This window comes from Pseudogracilibacillus amylolyticus (SeqCode) (genome assembly GCF_051918545.1).
Lineage (GTDB): Bacteria > Bacillota > Bacilli > Bacillales > Amphibacillaceae > Pseudogracilibacillus.
Genome location: NZ_JBPPZG010000064.1, coordinates 1 through 17,517 on the forward strand (window position 1 = coordinate 1; position 17,517 = coordinate 17,517).

14 protein-coding genes and 2 pseudogenes are annotated in these 17,517 nt (G+C 35.1%); 12 read left to right on the top strand and 4 right to left on the bottom strand.

Going from position 1 to position 17,517, the window contains the following annotated elements:
• The 3 genes from ACPYKA_RS09085 to ACPYKA_RS09095 form a co-directional block, all read right to left on the bottom strand.
• Positions 1-170, bottom strand: a 170-nt coding sequence (locus ACPYKA_RS09085) for an HAD-IIB family hydrolase (RefSeq protein ID WP_479542003.1), incomplete at its 3' end; no start/stop codon positions are given.
• Between the two features lie 648 nt (positions 171-818).
• Positions 819-1,307 carry a hypothetical protein gene (locus ACPYKA_RS09090; protein WP_479541991.1) on the bottom strand — a complete coding sequence of 163 codons (489 nt, stop codon included), beginning with the start codon at positions 1,305-1,307 and terminating at the stop codon, positions 819-821.
• Positions 1,300-2,055 (bottom strand): helix-turn-helix domain-containing protein, encoded by a 756-nt coding sequence (locus ACPYKA_RS09095; protein WP_479541992.1) that lies wholly within the window; start codon positions 2,053-2,055, stop codon positions 1,300-1,302. The genes ACPYKA_RS09090 and ACPYKA_RS09095 overlap by 8 nt, the downstream gene beginning before the upstream one ends.
• Positions 2,056-2,535: 480 nt before the next feature.
• On the opposite strand from ACPYKA_RS09095, the gene araD reads away from it, so the two are divergent.
• From araD to ACPYKA_RS09150, 11 genes are all read left to right on the top strand, one after another.
• Complete coding sequence (gene araD / locus ACPYKA_RS09100; RefSeq protein WP_479541993.1) at positions 2,536-3,228, top strand: L-ribulose-5-phosphate 4-epimerase; 693 nt, start codon at positions 2,536-2,538, stop codon at positions 3,226-3,228.
• Positions 3,229-3,246: 18 nt separating this feature from the next.
• Positions 3,247-4,926 carry a ribulokinase gene (locus tag ACPYKA_RS09105; protein ID WP_479541994.1) on the top strand — a complete coding sequence of 560 codons (1,680 nt, stop codon included), beginning with the start codon at positions 3,247-3,249 and terminating at the stop codon, positions 4,924-4,926.
• Between the two features lie 15 nt (positions 4,927-4,941).
• Positions 4,942-6,426 carry an L-arabinose isomerase gene (gene araA, locus ACPYKA_RS09110; protein ID WP_479541995.1) on the top strand — a complete coding sequence of 495 codons (1,485 nt, stop codon included), beginning with the start codon at positions 4,942-4,944 and terminating at the stop codon, positions 6,424-6,426.
• A 103-nt stretch (positions 6,427-6,529) separates the two neighbouring features.
• Positions 6,530-7,645, top strand: coding sequence for a substrate-binding domain-containing protein (locus ACPYKA_RS09115; RefSeq protein ID WP_479541996.1), 1,116 nt, complete (start codon positions 6,530-6,532; stop codon positions 7,643-7,645).
• Between the two features lie 391 nt (positions 7,646-8,036).
• A complete protein-coding gene (gene chvE, locus ACPYKA_RS09120) occupies positions 8,037-9,143 on the top strand; it encodes a multiple monosaccharide ABC transporter substrate-binding protein (RefSeq protein WP_479541997.1) in 1,107 nt (368 codons plus the stop codon).
• Positions 9,144-9,212: 69 nt separating this feature from the next.
• Positions 9,213-10,748, top strand: coding sequence for a multiple monosaccharide ABC transporter ATP-binding protein (mmsA, locus tag ACPYKA_RS09125; RefSeq protein ID WP_479541998.1), 1,536 nt, complete (start codon positions 9,213-9,215; stop codon positions 10,746-10,748).
• A 50-nt stretch (positions 10,749-10,798) separates the two neighbouring features.
• Positions 10,799-11,908, top strand: coding sequence for a multiple monosaccharide ABC transporter permease (mmsB, locus tag ACPYKA_RS09130; RefSeq protein WP_479542004.1), 1,110 nt, complete (start codon positions 10,799-10,801; stop codon positions 11,906-11,908).
• Positions 11,909-12,124: 216 nt separating this feature from the next.
• Entirely contained in the window at positions 12,125-13,303 is a 1,179-nt protein-coding gene (locus ACPYKA_RS09135; protein ID WP_479541999.1) for a galactokinase, read from the top strand.
• 1 nt (position 13,304) lies between these two features.
• A complete protein-coding gene (gene galE / locus ACPYKA_RS09140; RefSeq protein WP_479542000.1) occupies positions 13,305-14,300 on the top strand; it encodes a UDP-glucose 4-epimerase GalE in 996 nt (331 codons plus the stop codon).
• Positions 14,301-15,785, top strand: a complete 1,485-nt coding sequence (gene galT, locus ACPYKA_RS09145) for a UDP-glucose--hexose-1-phosphate uridylyltransferase (protein WP_479542001.1) — start codon at positions 14,301-14,303, stop codon at positions 15,783-15,785.
• 9 nt (positions 15,786-15,794) lie between these two features.
• Positions 15,795-16,829 (top strand): aldose epimerase family protein, encoded by a 1,035-nt coding sequence (locus ACPYKA_RS09150; protein ID WP_479542002.1) that lies wholly within the window; start codon positions 15,795-15,797, stop codon positions 16,827-16,829.
• 125 nt (positions 16,830-16,954) lie between these two features.
• On the opposite strand, the pseudogene ACPYKA_RS09155 reads toward ACPYKA_RS09150, so the two are convergent.
• Positions 16,955-17,088 (bottom strand): annotated as a pseudogene (locus ACPYKA_RS09155) (ROK family protein); the annotation flags it as partial.
• Between the two features lie 85 nt (positions 17,089-17,173).
• Between ACPYKA_RS09155 and ACPYKA_RS09160 the strand changes: the two are divergent.
• Positions 17,174-17,356 (top strand): annotated as a pseudogene (locus ACPYKA_RS09160) (glucose-6-phosphate isomerase); the annotation flags it as partial.
• Positions 17,357-17,517 lie beyond the last annotated feature (161 nt).

Below are 17,517 nucleotides of genomic sequence, written 5' to 3' on the forward strand. Positions count from 1 at the left end.
AGTTTCTTACGTAATTCCTTAAACATAAATGGGGAACGACCTGTAGCGATTGCTATTTCATGTCCTTTTTCTTTTAATAATTTAATTGCTTGTTCTGTGGAGCTAGGAAGATTCTTTTCGTGATCAAGAAGTGTTCCATCTATATCAAAGAAGATTAATTTTTTTGTCATTTTATCCCTACATTCTATTTATTCTACTTTAATTAACTACATGTTTTTGGCTATGGCTTAGCAAAATCATCTTACATTACATCAAGGTGAATAGCAATTTATCCGTTTTTGTAAATTGATTAATAGCTGGATCAGTGAGATTTTTTAGGTGACGAAAAACGCTGTATAATATGATTAAAAACGGTCGTATACTGCAAGATTTAACAGATAGTTTGGATTTACTGTGCCTTTAGCTAAGTTTTATACTGGCGCAATAATAAACAGAATAAAAATTTCAGTAAAAGTGTTTCGTTCCTGTACTTGTTAAATTAATAGCACTTCCTCTTCTTGTAAGTGGTTCTAGTTTTCTTTAGTAAATTAACTCATGTGGTACGGAATAGCGTCAGATTCAAATATCTTTCCAGGGGTTAAACAGAGAGTAAGGGATTAGCATACCATACCTTTCAGTCAAGCGTTTACTAAATGCCTTCACGGGCCGCTCATCAAAGTATTTATTGGAAAAATGGGGCATTAACGATGTTTGGCGTTGGTTTATTATTGAAATGTTATGAATTTAATAAGGAAATAGAAGACACCAGCCAACCGGTTGTAGCTAGTGTCTTGAAACTGCAGATTGTTTTATCATTGGGAACAGGTGAAGCAATACAATTAGGGGATATATTCTTCTCCACTTTCTATATACTTAGCAATAAATGCAAAAGCAGCCTCTAGAGTCTGAACATCAAAATTATCTTTTCTACATTTTCTATCTCCTGGTACATGGTGATGATGATGTGGTTCAGAATCTACTTTATCTTCTTTTGGTGTATTAGGAGCGTTATGAGGCTCATTCTCCCATGCAGAAATATGACTGAACCGAATCCCTTTTTTCGGAATGATGATTTTCCATTGATAATGATATTCTTTTACATATCCATTTTTATATTTCTCCGTAGCATGCAAACCTGTAATTCCATGTACTGGGTGTTCTTTTAAAGGAAATAGTACGGATAATTTATTGCTGGTAAGTTTATAGTTCGCATAGATAGAATCTTTTTCAATTAATCCGGTATAGGATTGAAGCAAGTGGCCATATTTGTCGAGGATATTGTTTATATCGGCTGGCAGAAGTTTAGCGTGTGTTTCATTTTTATTCATGACCACTGTCCTCGATTAACATTGTTAGTAATTCCTCTTTTTCTTCCTCTAAATCCCGCCATTCAAAATAATCACTCGGATCGTCCATAGATTCTAGATCTAGCCCGCTAAATGCTTTTGAGATGCTCTTTGCTTTATATTTCTTTTGGAGTTCTATTAACTCTTGATTTATTTCATTGATTCGCTCTTCAGGAGTTTGTTTTTGTATTTTCTTTTTTTGTGCTAACATTTGCATCTTTATTGCATATACCGGATCCTTCCATAATTCAATAGCATGTTTTGGGATCTTACGGTGACTCGTTGTATTAACAGATTCAAATCCCTGTTTAATATACTTGTTAAGCGTTACTGTAGAAACCTTAAGTTTTTCAGAGGCTTGACTTGGTGTTAGAAGGTAATCCTCTTGGTATTCAAAATGGATTTCTTTACCGCCTATGTCATGGTACCAATTCTCCAGGTCAATTTTTATCTTTCCAAACTCTAAATCTGAGATAGTACTTTCCAATTTTTGGAAATTATTTAACCAAGAGATTAAGGTATCTTTATGCTTATCTGATAAGACATAGGATAGATTAAAATCAACCCGTTCAATTGAGACACCTTTTACCCGATCTCTAAAACCGCTCATTATCGTTACAATTAACTGATTCAAAATGAAGCTTGTTTCTTTTTCGATCTTGGAAGTGCTTTTACTTTGGAATGCTTCATTTATATCTTTTTTCGTTTCTTCGTATAAAGCTGTACTCATGTATATCACTCCCTCACCTCCATTATAAATTGTATTATTGAAAAGTCAATTTCGTTAATTGTAAATAATTAAATATCATTAACATATTATATTCATTTCCTAAAAAAAGATTCTTAAACTTTTAGTTTGGCTTTTAAGTTGAAATCAAATGGAAAAAGGTTTAGCTCTCACATATCTAACAGAAAATGCTATTTCCACCAAAGCAGGGTTTTATATTAAACCTATTTAATGGATCGGACACGGGAACTATCTTACAAGATGTCTCGGATGGAAATTTGTATTTAAGTGGAAAAACTCTAATAGATTACTTGAAATAAACTTAGAAGAAAGAAGAAAACAATAGGAAAAATGGAGAAATTTTTTCACAAATTAATTTATTGTAAGAAAACACAGTTGATTGTACGTACAACTTATATTAGAATAAAGACATGAATAATATCTTATACGTACACTTTATGAAAAAGAAAGGTGGCGATTGACATGTTGGAGGAATTGAAGCAAAAAGTATTGGATGCGAACTTGGAACTACCAGCACATCATTTAGTTACTTTTACATGGGGGAATGTAAGCGGTGTCAGCAGAGAGCATAATTTAATAGTTATTAAGCCTAGTGGTGTTCCTTACGAAAAGTTAACAATGGAAACTATGGTTGTTGTTGATTTTGATGGTAATGTTGTTGAAGGAAATTTGAAACCGTCATCAGATACACCAACTCATATTGTTTTATATCGAAATTTCCCTGACATTGGCGGGATTGTCCATACACATGCACCTTGGGCAACTAGTTGGTCGCAGGCGGGGAGAGAAATCCCTGCTTTGGGTACAACGCATGCAGACTATTTTTATGGGTCAATTCCTTGTACTAGAGCAATGAGTGAGGAGGAAATTAAAGAAGATTATGAACTTGAGACAGGTAATGTCATTGTTGAAACGTTTAAAAATATGAATCCAAATGATGTGCCAAGTGTTCTAGTTCGTGGTCATGCTCCTTTTTCATGGGGAAAAGATCCTGAAGAGGCAGTACATAATGCTGTTGTTCTTGAACAGGTTGCGAAAATGGCGTTACAAACATACCAATTAAATCCCGAGCCGGATCAATTAGATAATGTACTTTTGGATAAACATTATTTAAGAAAACATGGCTCACAAGCATATTACGGACAAAGTAATTAATATGGGAGGGGATGGGAGATGAGGCAAAAGTATGCGATTGGAATCGATTATGGTACCGAATCTGGGCGTGCTGTACTTGTATCATTGGAGGACGGAAAAGAGGTTGCGGATCATGTGACGCTTTATCGTCATGGTGTAATGGATGAAAAGCTACCGTCGGGTATTGAGTTAGACTTTGATTGGGCCTTACAACATCCACATGATTATTTAGAGGTATTGGAAAAATCCATTCCAGAGGTATTAAAAAAATCTGGTATAAGTCCAGATGATATCGTTGGGCTTGGCATTGACTTTACAGCATGTACGATGTTGCCAATTGATGAAAGAGGAGAACCGCTATCCAATCATCCAGACTTAAAAGACAATCCACATAGCTGGGTGAAGTTATGGAAACATCATGCTGCACAAGATGAAGCAAATAAATTAAATGAAATAGCCGAGCAAAGGGAGGAAAGATTTTTACCAAGATATGGGGGGAGAATTTCTTCCGAGTGGATGATCGCAAAAATATGGCAAATTTTAAATGAAGCACCCTATATTTATGAAAGGACAGATCGATTTGTTGAAGCGACCGATTGGGTTATTTCCAAATTAACTGGTAATCTTATTCGCAATAGTTGCACAGCTGGCTATAAATCGATTTGGCATAAACAAGATGGCTATCCGAGTCGTGATTTTTTTAAAGCACTCGATCCGCGCTTGGAAGACTTGGTGGAAACAAAACTTCGTGGAAGCGTTGTCCCTTTAGGTACAAAAGCCGGCGAATTAACTGCTCAAATGGCTCAGTTAACCGGTTTAAAGGAAGGGCTTGCGATTGCTGTCGGAAACGTTGATGCACATGTATCGGTTCCGGCAATGGGAGTTGTCGGTCCAGGCAAGATGGTTATGACGATGGGTACGTCCATTTGTCATCTGTTATTGGGTGAGGAAGAGAAAGAAGTCGAAGGAATGTGTGGGGTTGTAGAAGACGGAATAATCCCAGGGTTTTACGGCTATGAAGCAGGACAGTCGGCTGTGGGAGATATTTTTGCTTGGTTTGTTGAAGAAGCCGTTCCGGAGTATGTAGAAAAAGCTGCAAACGAAGAAGGAACGAATGTCCATCAATGGTTAGAGAAAAGAGCAGCTACATATGAACCAGGAGAAACTGGTCTATTGGCACTTGATTGGTGGAATGGAAATCGATCCGTTCTCGTTGATACAGATTTAAGCGGGGTATTACTCGGAATGAATTTACAGACAAAACCGGAAGAAATTTACCGAGCATTGCTTGAAGCAACCGCTTTTGGAACTAGAAAAATTATTGATGCCTTTACACAAAATAGTTTAGCGGTCGATGAACTTTATGTCTGTGGTGGGTTACCACATAAAAACCGACTATTATTGCAAATTTATGCTGATATTACGAATCGGGTAATAAACGTTGCTGATTCTATTCAAACACCTGCACTAGGAGCTGCGATGTTTGGAGCGGTTGCAGCCGGAGCTAATCATGGTGGTTTTGATACTATATTAGATGCAGCAAAAAATATGGCGCGAATTAAAGAGGAAGTGATAAAGCCGATTCCAAAAAACGTTGCAATATATGATCGATTATACAACGAATATGTGAAACTTCACGATTATTTTGGCCGCGGAGGAAACGATGTGATGAAGCGGCTACGTGATATCCGCTTAGAATCAATTGTAGAAATAACGTAAATTGGGGGAATCAATATGATAACATTAAAACCTTATGAATTTTGGTTTGTAACTGGAAGTCAGCATCTATATGGGGAGGAAGCATTAAAAGAAGTCGAGGAAAATTCAAAAGCAATTACGGATCAATTAAACAAGACTGCAAACTTACCACATCCAGTCGTGTATAAAACTGTTTTGACCAATGCAGAAGATATTAGAAAATTAATGCTAGAAGTAAATAGTGCTGAAAATTGTGCGGGTGTTATTACATGGATGCATACATTTTCACCTGCAAAAATGTGGATTGCAGGATTGAAGTCTTTGCAGAAACCACTTTTACATTTGCATACACAATATAATCGAGATATTCCTTGGAAGGATATCGATATGGATTTTATGAACCTTCATCAATCCGCACATGGAGATCGTGAGTATGGATTTATTGGGACTCGTTTACATATTCCGCGTCGTGTTATCGTCGGTCATTGGGAAAATAAAGATGTAATAACGAAAATGGGCAGCTGGATGCAGACAGCAGTTGCAGTTACTGAAGGCACGAATATTCGGGTGGCGCGTTTTGGCGACAATATGCGTAACGTAGCTGTAACGGATGGGGATAAAATCGAGGCACAAATTAAATTTGGTTGGACAGTTGACTATTACGGTATTGGTGATTTAGTAGAGGAAATGAAGAAATTCTCCGCCGAACAAGTGGATGCTTTATTTGATGAATATACTACGTTGTATGAGATTTCAGATGAAGCAAAAAAGCCTGGACCAATGAAAGATTCTATCTTAGAACAAGCTCGAATTGAACTTGGTCTTAAGTCTTTTTTGTCGCGGCATAACTATACAGCATTCACAACGAATTTTGAAGATCTCCACGGCATGAAACAGTTACCAGGCCTAGCAGCACAACGCTTAATGGCAGAAGGATATGGTTTTGCCGGTGAAGGGGACTGGAGAACAGCTGCATTACTAAGAATGATGAAAATAATTTCAAATAATCAAGGGACATCATTTATGGAAGATTATACGTATCACTTAGAGCCGAACAATGAGATGATTTTAGGATCCCATATGTTGGAAATTTGTCCGACTGTATCAGCGACAAAACCTAAAATCGTCGTTCGACCTTTAAGTATTGGTGGGAAAGAAGACCCTGCTCGTCTCGTATTTGATGGGCGTGGTGGAGATGCTCTTGTTGCTTCTCTTGTTGAGCTTGGTGGAAGGTATCGTCTCATCGTAAATGAAGTAAGGGCTGAACAACCTACAGAGGAGACGCCTAAACTGCCGGTTGCAAAAGTATTATGGAAACCGGAACCATCTTTAAATGAGGCAACAGAAGCATGGATTTATGCAGGAGGTGCCCATCATACAGTATTTTCATTGGAAGTAACAGCCGATCAATTGTACGACTTTGCTGAAATGGCTAACATAGAATGTATTGTGATTAATCAAGATACGAACTTAAGACAATTAAGAAATGAGCTAAGATTAAGTAAGGCAATTTGGAACTAGACCACGGCTCATCGAAGAATTAAATAAATGAATGGAAATAGTTGAAGAAGGTGTGTTATGCTAAACTTGTACGAATAAGCTGTATAGGAATTGAGGTATAGTCATGACAACAAAGTATAACATGGTAAAACAAGCAGTAAAATCAAAAATATTGGATGGAACCTATACACCACATCAGAAGATTAGTTCGGAAAGTGAGTTAATGAAAGAGTTCGGAGTAAGTCGGCATACCGTAAGACTGGCATTAGGTGATTTAGTAACAAAAGGTTGGTTATACCGTGAGCAAGGTTCTGGTACATTTTGTGCGGATCGAAGCGAGTTAAATCAAGATCAACAGCAGATTGAAGAGCAAAAAAAAATCGCCATCATTACGACATATATTTCCGATTATATTTTCCCATCTATTATTAGGGGGGCGGAAGCTAAATTAAGAGAAAAAGGATATCAAGTTAGTTTGTTCAGCACGAATAACAATCATGAAAATGAACGAACAATTTTAGAGGAAATTCTATCTCAAAAATTCAATGGTGTGATTGTAGAGCCGACAAAAAGCGCTTTTTCAAACCCAAATTTAACGTATTATTTAAATTTAGAACGAACAGAAATTCCTTATATAATGATTAATGCATATTATGATGAGCTTGAACCAATCAATATTGTAATGGATGATGAAAAGGGCGGTTTTTTACTGACAGAACATTTAATTAAACTTGGACATAAGAATATTATGGGTTTTTTCAAAACAGATGATAAACAAGGAACACAACGAATGAAAGGGTTTTTACAAGCTCATCGTCAAAATAATATCCCCATTGATCCATCATATCTTGTCACATATGAAACGGAAGATAAACATACAAAACCAGTTGAGGAATTGGAGAAAGTTTTATCTGGCAAGAATAATCCTATAACAGGAATTGTTTGTTATAACGATGAACTTGCGATAAGCCTTCTTGAAATATTAAGGACTAAAAAAATGCAGATACCTAGTGATATTTCAATTGTAGGTCATGATGATTCCTTTTTAGCAGAGGTGTCCGAGGTAAAGCTCACTACGATTAAACACCCCAAAATTGAAATGGGGAAGGCAGCAGCGAATATGATCATTGATTTAGTTGAAAATGGTAAAGGTATGGAGTCGCAAAGCCATTCTATCTTATATGATCCAGAATTAATCATTAGAGGTTCAACAAAAAGTTTACAGAATATACACTCTTGACACACTATATTAGTTAAATGATGATTTATTTTGGTATAAAAGTAAATTAACTTTGACATCCACAATAAAATACGTCTTTGGAGAAGGCCGTCGTTTAAATGAATTTTCATTTATAAGAGAATGCCTTCTCATTTTTTTTAGTGAAAAAAATTCTATTTAAATATTATCGAGAGCAGGAAATAGGAAAGGTAAAAGTTTTTAAAAATTAACTATTGCAAATAATATTTTCTTATCATATAATTGATGTACGTACAAGTTAGGCGAAGCAAACTATCATGTACGGTTAATTTAGTTATAGTATGTTACATATTTTTTTTAAGCAACATGTAAGCGTTGTCTTTGTTTTCCAATGAATACTATAACTACGAAAATATTACGAGGGGGAAAAAAGATGAAAAGATTCAGTTGGCTATTGGCAGTAATGTTTTTTGCTTTTGTTCTAGTAGCCTGTGGCAGTAATGAAGCTGGAAGTGAAGGAAGCGAGAATGGAGAAGCATCTGAAGGTAGTGGTGGTGAATTTGTAGGAATTGCAATGCCGACAAAATCCTCTGAAAGATGGGTTAAAGATGGAGAAAATATGAAAAAAGAGTTCGAAGATTTGGGGTATAAAGTAGATCTGCAATATGCGGAAGACGTTGTGGAAAACCAGGTATCACAAATTGAAAACATGATTACTAAAGGTGTGGATATTCTTGTCATAGCATCTATTGATGGAGAGGCTCTTACGGAAGTGTTAACACAGGCAGAGAATCAAGATATTCCTGTCATTGCATATGACCGTTTAATTATGAATAGTGAACATGTTAGTTATTATGCGACATTTGATAATTTTGAAGTAGGTGTATTGCAGGGAGAATACATTGAAGAGAAGTTAGGGTTAGCTGATAGTGATGAATCTTTTAATATTGAATTATTTGCGGGATCACCAGACGATAATAACGCTTATTTCTTTTGGGACGGAGCAATGTCAATCCTTGAGCCATATATTGATGAAGGAAAATTGGTTGTAAAGAGTGGTCAGACAGATTTTGAGCAAGGTGCTACGTTACGTTGGGATGGAGGTTTAGCCCAAGAGCGAATGGATAATTTACTTAGCGCACATTATTCTAGTGAAGAAATTGATGTTGTTTATTCACCTTTTGACGGGATTAGCCGCGGAGTTATCTCATCGTTAAAGGCGGTAGGGTATGGAACTGGCGATAAACCAATGCCAATAGTTACAGGTCAAGATGCCGAGCTTTCATCTATTAAATCAATAATTGCCGGTGAACAGACACAAACAATATTTAAAGATACTCGTGAATTAGCACAAAAAGCGGTAGACATGACTGTTTCGGTATTACAAGGCGAAGAGCCTGAAATTAATGATACAGAAACATATGACAACGGTGTCAAAGTTGTACCTTCGTATTTATTAGCACCAGTAAATGTAGATATCGATAATTATGAAGAAACGTTGGTTGAAACAGGATACTATACGGAAGATGAATTGAAGTGATAAATTGGAGATGATTTGGCATATTATTTCGCCGAATCATCCTTCATCTTTAAAAGGGTGTGATGTACATTGAATCAAGTAATTTTAGAAATGAATCATATCACAAAAACATTTCCCGGGGTTAAGGCTCTTGATAATGTTAACTTTAAAGTTAACAGTGGAGAAATTCATGCGTTAATTGGTGAAAACGGTGCCGGTAAGTCGACGTTGATGAAAGTTTTAAGCGGTGTCCACCCTTATGGCACGTATTCCGGTGAAATTTTTTATGAGAATAAAGAATGTAAATTTAAAAATATTAATGATAGTGAACAATTAGGGATCGTTATCATCCACCAAGAGTTGGCACTAATTCCAGAATTGTCGATTGCTGAAAACATTTTTTTAGGGAATGAGCAAGCAACTAGAGGGGTTATTAATTGGAGAAAAACGATTATTGAAACGAGAGAATTACTGGAAAAGGTTGGTTTAAAATTAGATCCTCAAGAAAAAATTAAAAACTTGGGAGTAGGTCAACAACAATTAGTTGAAATAGCGAAAGCTTTATCCAAAAAGGTGAAATTGCTCATACTTGATGAGCCGACTGCGGCATTAAATGAAGAAGACAGTGAAAATCTGTTAAACCTAATGCTTGAATTTAAAAAACAGGGTATGACCTCTATTTTAATTTCTCATAAATTAAAAGAAGTATTAAAGGTATCTGATAGTATAACAGTTATACGTGATGGTGAAACAATTGATACATACGAATTGAAGGAGAAGCCGATTACAGAAAATAAAATTATTAAGGATATGGTAGGTAGAGAACTATCAAATTTGTTTCCAGATCGAAAACATAATATAAAAGATAGAATTACTTTCGAAATAAAAAATTGGTCCGTTTATCACCCCATTGATACTGAAAGGAAAATTTTGCATGATGTCAATATCCATGTAAAAGAAGGCGAAATAACGGGAATAGCTGGACTTATAGGAGCCGGCAGAACTGAATTGGCAATGAGTGTTTTTGGAAAATCGTACGGAAAAAGAATCACCGGGCAACTTTTTAAAGATGATAAAGAAGTAGTTTTTAATAGTGTGGATCAAGCGATTGAACATGGAGTTGCCTATGTTTCCGAAGATCGTAAGGAATACGGATTAATACTTATTGATAGCGTAAGACAAAATTTTACGTTAGCGAACTTGAACGAAATAGCTAATAAACAGGTATTGAATTTAGGTAGAGAAGTTTTGGAAGCGGAATCACTTAAGGAAAGAATGAATGTCAGAACACCGACAATAGAACAACAAGTAATGAATCTTAGTGGTGGAAATCAGCAGAAGGTTGTTTTAGGAAAATGGATTTTTTCGGATCCGGATGTATTAATTTTAGATGAACCAACAAGAGGAATAGATGTTGGTGCAAAGTATGAGATATACAAGATAATAAATGAACTTGCAGAAAGAGGTAAGAGTATTATAATGATCTCTTCAGAATTACCAGAATTACTGGGCATGTGTGACCGAATTTATACACTTAGTGAAGGAAGAATTACGGCAGATATTCCTATTGAACAGGCAAATCAAGAAACGTTAATGCGTTATATGACACAGGACAGGAGGTCGTAGTAGTGGGGACTGTATTAGATTTATTAAGAAATAATATTAGAAAGTTTGGGATGATTATTGCATTATTTGGTATTACAATTTTATTCCAAATACTTACTGATGGTATCATTTTAACTCCTTTAAATGTAACTAATATTATCATGCAAAATAGTTATATCATAATTTTAGGTATCGGTATGATGCTAGTTATTATTACAGGAGAAATAGATTTATCTGTTGGATCAGTTGCCGCATTTACTGGAGCAGTTGCGGGAGTTTTACTAGTACACTACGATTTACCGGTATTTGTAGGAATTTTATTATGTTTATTATTAGGGGCTATTATTGGGGCATGGCAAGGATTTTGGATCGCTTATGTAAATATACCATCATTTATTGTAACTTTGGCAGGGATGTTAATATTTAGAGGACTTACATTAGTAGTAATTCAAGGGCAAACAATTGCACCATTCCCTAACTCTTTTAGGAGTATGAGTTCCGCGTTTGTGCCAGACTTATTTGGTGGTGGAGATTTAAAACTATTTACGATATTAATAGGACTCATCGTTTCAATTATCTATGTTTTTAATGAATTGAGAATACGTAGAACTGAACTAAAATATAACTTTTCAACATTGCAACTTCCAATGTTTATAGCAAAACTTGTCATAATTTTAATTTTAATAAATGCATTTATGTACATATTGGCATTGTATCAAGGAATTCCTTATGTCTTAATCATATTATTCGTTCTGGTCGTTGGCTATACTTTTGTAATGGAAAAAACAATACCTGGTAGACATATTTATGCTGTTGGTGGTAATCAAAATGCAGCACATCTTTCGGGGGTTAAAACAAAAAAGATGAAGTTTTGGGTTTTTATTAATATGGGAGTGCTTTCAGCGCTTGCTGGCCTCATTTTTGCTGGTAGATTAAATGCTGCAACCCCTCAAGCTGGTAATTTATTTGAGTTAGATGCTATAGCGGCAGCCATTATCGGTGGAGCGTCATTCACAGGTGGAATCGGTACGGTGTTTGGTGCTGTAATTGGTGCATTGGTTATGGGTGTGTTAAACAATGGTATGTCTTTAATGGGAATTGGTATTGACTGGCAGCAGGCAATAAAAGGTATTGTATTACTTGCGGCCGTTGCTTTTGATGTACTTAATAGAAATAAATAATTTTTTAAATTAAATATAAAAACAACGATTTGATATAAGAGAATAACTAAGAAAGTGTTCTCTTATTTTTTTCTAGTATATTAACTGCTGATTCACATAAAAATCGTGTATATAAAAAATTTACTTTAAACCTGAAGTTAGTAAACTAGTTGAAATTTTATTTAAGGTGAATGCACTTATTTTATGAAAAATAAGTAAGTGTAGAGGTGGTAATAAATGGTGATTAAAAAACTACAACAAGAATTTTTGAATCAATTTTCTAGTGACAGTGAACCTCGTGTATTTTTTGCACCTGGAAGGATTAATTTAATAGGAGAACATATTGACTATAATGGCGGGGTTGTACTTCCGGCAGCCATATCTTTTGGGACGTATGCTTTGGTAAAGAAACGCAATGACTCTAAATTACGGTTTTTCTCACTTAACTTTATTGAAGATGGAATTATTGAATGCAGTCTTAATGACTTAACTTACGATCAAGCGCATAAATGGGCCAATTATCCAAAGGGTATGATTTCAGTATTCAAGGATAAGGGTTATTCGATTGCTAAAGGATTTGATATTTTGTTTTATGGAAATATACCGAATGCAGCAGGCTTGTCGTCTTCCGCATCGCTCGAAATGGTAACTGGAGTTTTGTTAAAAGAATTGTTTAAGTTATCAATTAGTTTGGAAGAAATCGTTAAGAGTGGTCAATTGGTGGAAAATGAATATATAGGGGTCAACAGTGGTATTATGGATCAATTTGCTGTTGGGTTTGGGAAAAAGGATCATGCTATTTTACTAGATTGTCAAAGTTTGAAATATGAGTATGCACCTTTCAAATTAAAGGATTATGTCATTATGATCATTCATACGAACAAACAGCGTGCATTATCGGGGTCGAAATATAATGAACGTAGAGCCGAGTGTGAAAATGCACTTGAAGATTTGAAAGAACAATTAGATATAAATAATCTGTGCATGGTAACTCCGGAAACATTTGAGCAGGTAAAACATTTAATAAAGAATGACACAGATCGGAAACGGGCCCAACATGTAGTTTATGAAAATAAAAGGACGAAAGAAGCATTTTTACGATTAAAAGAGGGAGATATAGTGTCATTTGGGAAATTGATGAATGAATCTCATCACTCTTTACAAGCTTATTATGAAGTGACCGGTCTTGAGCTCGATACAATTGTAAAGTCATCTCAAAGCCAAAAAGGTGTACTTGGTGCACGAATGACAGGAGCAGGTTTTGGCGGCTGTGCCATTGCCATTGTGAAGAAAGAGCATGCTAAACAATTTAAGGAAAATGTGAATAAAGAATATGTTGATGAAGTTGGGTATAATGCAACATTTTATGAAGCTACAATTGATGACGGTGCTCGAGAAATGAAAGGAGTGTCGTAAATTGAGCGTATTAGTGGTAGGAGGAGTTGGGTATATTGGTTCCCATGCTGTTTATCGATTAATTGAAGAAGGAAAAGAAGTGGTCGTTATTGATCATCTTGAAACAGGACATCGAGAGGCGGTTCATCCAAAAGCAATATTTTACAAAGGTGATATACGAAAGATAGATTTTTTGCGTAATGTTTTTACGAAAGAGAAAATTGATGCTGTCATCCATTTTGCAGCTAATTCACTTGTCGGCGAATCAATGGAGAATCCTTTAAAGTATTTTGATAATAATGTTTATGGGACACAAGTTTTACTGCAAGTCATGAAAGAATATCATGTAAAGCAGATTGTTTTTTCTTCTACGGCAGCAGTTTACGGGGAACCGAATAAAATCCCAATTACAGAAGAAACGATCCCAGCACCTACTAACCCATATGGAGAAACAAAACTAACAATGGAAAAAATGATGAAATGGATGAATATCGCGCATGGGATTAACTTTGTATCGTTACGTTATTTTAATGTAGCTGGTGCAAGAAAGACCGGTGAAATTGGTGAAGATCATAATCCGGAAACACATCTAATTCCTCTTGTTTTACAGACTGCACTTGGACAACGTCCTCAGATTACAATTTTTGGGAATGACTATGATACAGAGGATGGTACATGTATTCGGGATTATATTCATGTCGAAGATCTAATTGACGCCCATTTGTTGGCATTAGATTATTTACAAACTGGTGGAGTTAGTGATGTGTTTAATTTAGGCAGTAATAATGGCTTTTCCGTTAAAGAAATAATTTCTACCGCTAGAATCATAACAGGAAAAGAAATTCAAGCGCAAATCGGGGAACGTCGCCAAGGAGATCCTAGTATTCTTATTGCTGATTCGAGTAAAGCGAAAAAGGTTTTAGGATGGAACCCGACTAGATCTAGCATCGAGAGAATGATAGAAGATGCTTGGAAGTGGCATCTGGCGAATCCAAATGGTTATGGGGAGGGCTACTAATTGATCTATCATGATATAGCAAGTTTAGTAGAGGTCGCGATAAACCATGATCTTATTGAAGAAGCAGATCGGATTTACACCCGAAACCAAATTTTAGCTCAATTAAAATTGAACACATGGCCAACTGATGTCAGCGATATTTCAAATAATTCCATCCCTCATTTGCTAGATAAAATTATTCAATATGCGATTGAAAGTAATATAATTGAAGATGTTTTTGATGAAAAGGAAGTTTTAAAGGCAAATATAATGAATTGTTTTATTGATTTGCCTTCCACTGTTAATACGAAGTTTTATAACAAATATGAACGCTCTCCTAAAGAAGCAACCGATTATTTTTACCAGTTGAGCATGAACAGTAACTATATTCAAATGGAACAAATTCAAAAAAATATTCATTTTAAAACGAGTACAAGCTATGGGGATATTGAAATTACAATTAATCTATCAAAACCCGAAAAAGATCCGGAACAAATAAAAAGAGAAAGTGAAATGAAACATTTGCAGATTGACTATCCCAAATGTTTATTATGTATTGAAAATGAAGGTTATGAAGGACGAACTGGTTATCCAGCCCGTGCAAATCATCGAATAATCAAAGTACCCCTCTTGGATGAAAATTGGTATTTACAATATTCACCTTATATCTATTACAATGAGCATAGTATTCTTTTGTGCGAAACTCATCGCGATATGAAGATTGATCGAGATACTTTTGAACGGTTGTTATTATTTGTTGAAAAGTTTCCTCATTACTTCATAGGGTCCAATGCAGATTTGCCAATTGTAGGCGGTTCTATTTTAAGTCATGATCATTATCAAGCTGGTCGACATTCATTTGCAATGGAAAGTGCTGAAAGTCTCTTTACGTTTGAGTTAAATAAGTTTTCAGGAATCCGTGCTGCTGTATTGAAGTGGCCTCTTTCCGTCATTCGCATAACAGGGAAAAACAGAGATGAACTTGTAGAAGCAAGTCTGTTAATATTGACGGCTTGGCAAAACTATTCAGATAAAGAATCAGGAATTATTGCTTTTACAAATGATATTCCACATAACACAATTACACCAATTGCGAGAATGCGTAATGAAGTATTTGAGGTCGATCTTGTTTTACGAAATAATCGAACGACAGAAGCATACCCTTTAGGCATATTTCATCCTCATGAAGATGTCCAGCATATTAAAAAAGAAAATATAGGTTTAATTGAGGTAATGGGACTAGCAGTATTGCCAGCTAGATTAAAAGATGAACTAGAAGAAATCAGAAAATACGTGTTAGATGAACAAAGTAATGTACCTGCTTATCATCAAGATTGGGCAGAAGAATTAAAGGAAAAATATGAGATGAAAAAAGATGTAAATCATTTCATTAAACAAGAGCTGGGCAATAAATTTATACGTATTTTGGAAGATGCTGGAGTATTTAAACAGGATATAAAAGGATTAACAGCAATTAAACGATTTATTTATACATTAAAAAAGTGAGCAGAAAAAATGTTGAAAATAACAAAAGAAAAAATCAATAATAAATGGTATGAATTTACATTATCAAGTCATTCTATGAGTGTCAGTTTCTTAAACTATGGAGGTATCATTACGAAAATCTTGGTACCAGATAGATTCGGTAATAAAGAAAACATTGTATTACGTTATCAAGACTATGACCAATATGAAACAAACCCATTTTATTTAGGAGCGATTATTGGACGAGTTGCTGGAAGAATTAAGAATGCTACCATCCAGATCAAGAACTCGGAATATAAACTAGATCAAAATGAAGGTTGCCATCATTTACATGGCGGCAAAAAAGGGTTTCATAATGTTTTATGGAAATGTAACACATTTCAAGAGAAAGACGGAATTGGTGTGACTTTTACGTATACGAGTCCGGATGGAGAAAGTGGTTATCCTGGAAACGTGAACGTAAAGGTTACATACCGATTAACAATAAATAATGAATTTTTTATTGATTATGTGGCGACAACTGACAAAGAAACCGTCTTAACACTTACGAATCATTCTTATTTTAATCTAAGTGGAGATTTAAAAAATACGGTTTCGAATCATGAAGTTATAATTGATAGTAGTAAGATCCTCAAATTAGATAAAGACTTAATTCCCTTTGATATAGTAGAGGATGTTAGTGAAACAGAATTCGATTTTAGAAGAGGTCGATTGTTACAAGAGGGATTTGTATCACATAATGAACAAAACCAGTTGGTAGGATGGGGGTATGACCATTATTTTTTATTTGATAATCAAGCTGCAAATCAGGTAAAAGTAACAGATAATGAGAGTGGAAGGATAATGAAAATAAAAACGAATCAACCGGGAATGGTTATGTATACAGCAAATGGAATGCAAGAAGGTATTATGTTAAATAATCTTAAATCGAAAAAATATTTGGGTGTATGCTTTGAAACACAAGCTCCGCCAGCATCTTTATGGTTAAATGATTTACCTTCCATTACTTTATTACCGAATGAAACATATAGACAACAAACAATATTTTCATTTGGAATTGAATAAGATAATAATTGATGACCGAAATTAGAAAAGTTTTTTCTGATTTCGGTCGTATTTTTTTATTTATATTAGCTCAAATATTTCTATCAATACTAGGGATATTGCGCCTAATAGAGTTGCATCGTCAACGTGGCAAATGTTTGTAAACAGTCTTTATTTCCACAGCCACAAATTTCTCCATTGATATCGATAGTCATGTGATCAACTTCTCCCGCAAGATCGTGGCACCGTGGTATAACTTTCCATTAACTACTACGCCTGCTCAGACACCGCTTTCTAATATTATATAGCAATGCACGGTGTTGTTGATGTAGAAAACGGGATTTCATTACTTACACCAACTTTGGAACTTGTTAATTGATTTGCCCGTCCTCGACGCACACACATTTGTTATATGGTGTATTTCTATGAAAAAGCCTGTGCAGTAACTGGCTATTTACTTGGTGTAAATCCATTTGACCAGCCCAGGAGTGAAAGTTGATAAGCAAAATATGTTTGAGATGCTTGGGAAACCGAGGTATGGAGAGTAAAACTTATTGGGAATTGAATATTGAAAAATATATCAGGATAGTAACATGATTAATACTTATGTTACTATTTTTTTATTTGTTAATTATATAATTTTTATTTTTATTTTCATGTAAATAGTCCTTTAATACTAACTCAAATAGTTATCAACTAAGCATATTCT

Excerpts from the sequence above, each read along its gene's own strand:
- ACPYKA_RS09105 (WP_479541994.1), top strand. The coding sequence starts at position 3,247 with ATGAGGCAAAAGTATGCGATTGGAATCGATTATGGTACCGAATCTGGG.
- ACPYKA_RS09095 (WP_479541992.1), bottom strand. The coding sequence starts at position 2,055 with ATGAGTACAGCTTTATACGAAGAAACGAAAAAAGATATAAATGAAGCA.
- ACPYKA_RS09135 (WP_479541999.1), top strand. The coding sequence starts at position 12,125 with ATGGTGATTAAAAAACTACAACAAGAATTTTTGAATCAATTTTCTAGT.
- ACPYKA_RS09115 (WP_479541996.1), top strand. The coding sequence starts at position 6,530 with ATGACAACAAAGTATAACATGGTAAAACAAGCAGTAAAATCAAAAATA.
- mmsB (WP_479542004.1), top strand. The coding sequence starts at position 10,799 with ATGATTATTGCATTATTTGGTATTACAATTTTATTCCAAATACTTACT.
- ACPYKA_RS09150 (WP_479542002.1), top strand. The coding sequence starts at position 15,795 with ATGTTGAAAATAACAAAAGAAAAAATCAATAATAAATGGTATGAATTT.
- chvE (WP_479541997.1), top strand. The coding sequence starts at position 8,037 with ATGAAAAGATTCAGTTGGCTATTGGCAGTAATGTTTTTTGCTTTTGTT.
- araD (WP_479541993.1), top strand. The coding sequence starts at position 2,536 with ATGTTGGAGGAATTGAAGCAAAAAGTATTGGATGCGAACTTGGAACTA.
- ACPYKA_RS09090 (WP_479541991.1), bottom strand. The coding sequence starts at position 1,307 with ATGAATAAAAATGAAACACACGCTAAACTTCTGCCAGCCGATATAAAC.
- araA (WP_479541995.1), top strand. The coding sequence starts at position 4,942 with ATGATAACATTAAAACCTTATGAATTTTGGTTTGTAACTGGAAGTCAG.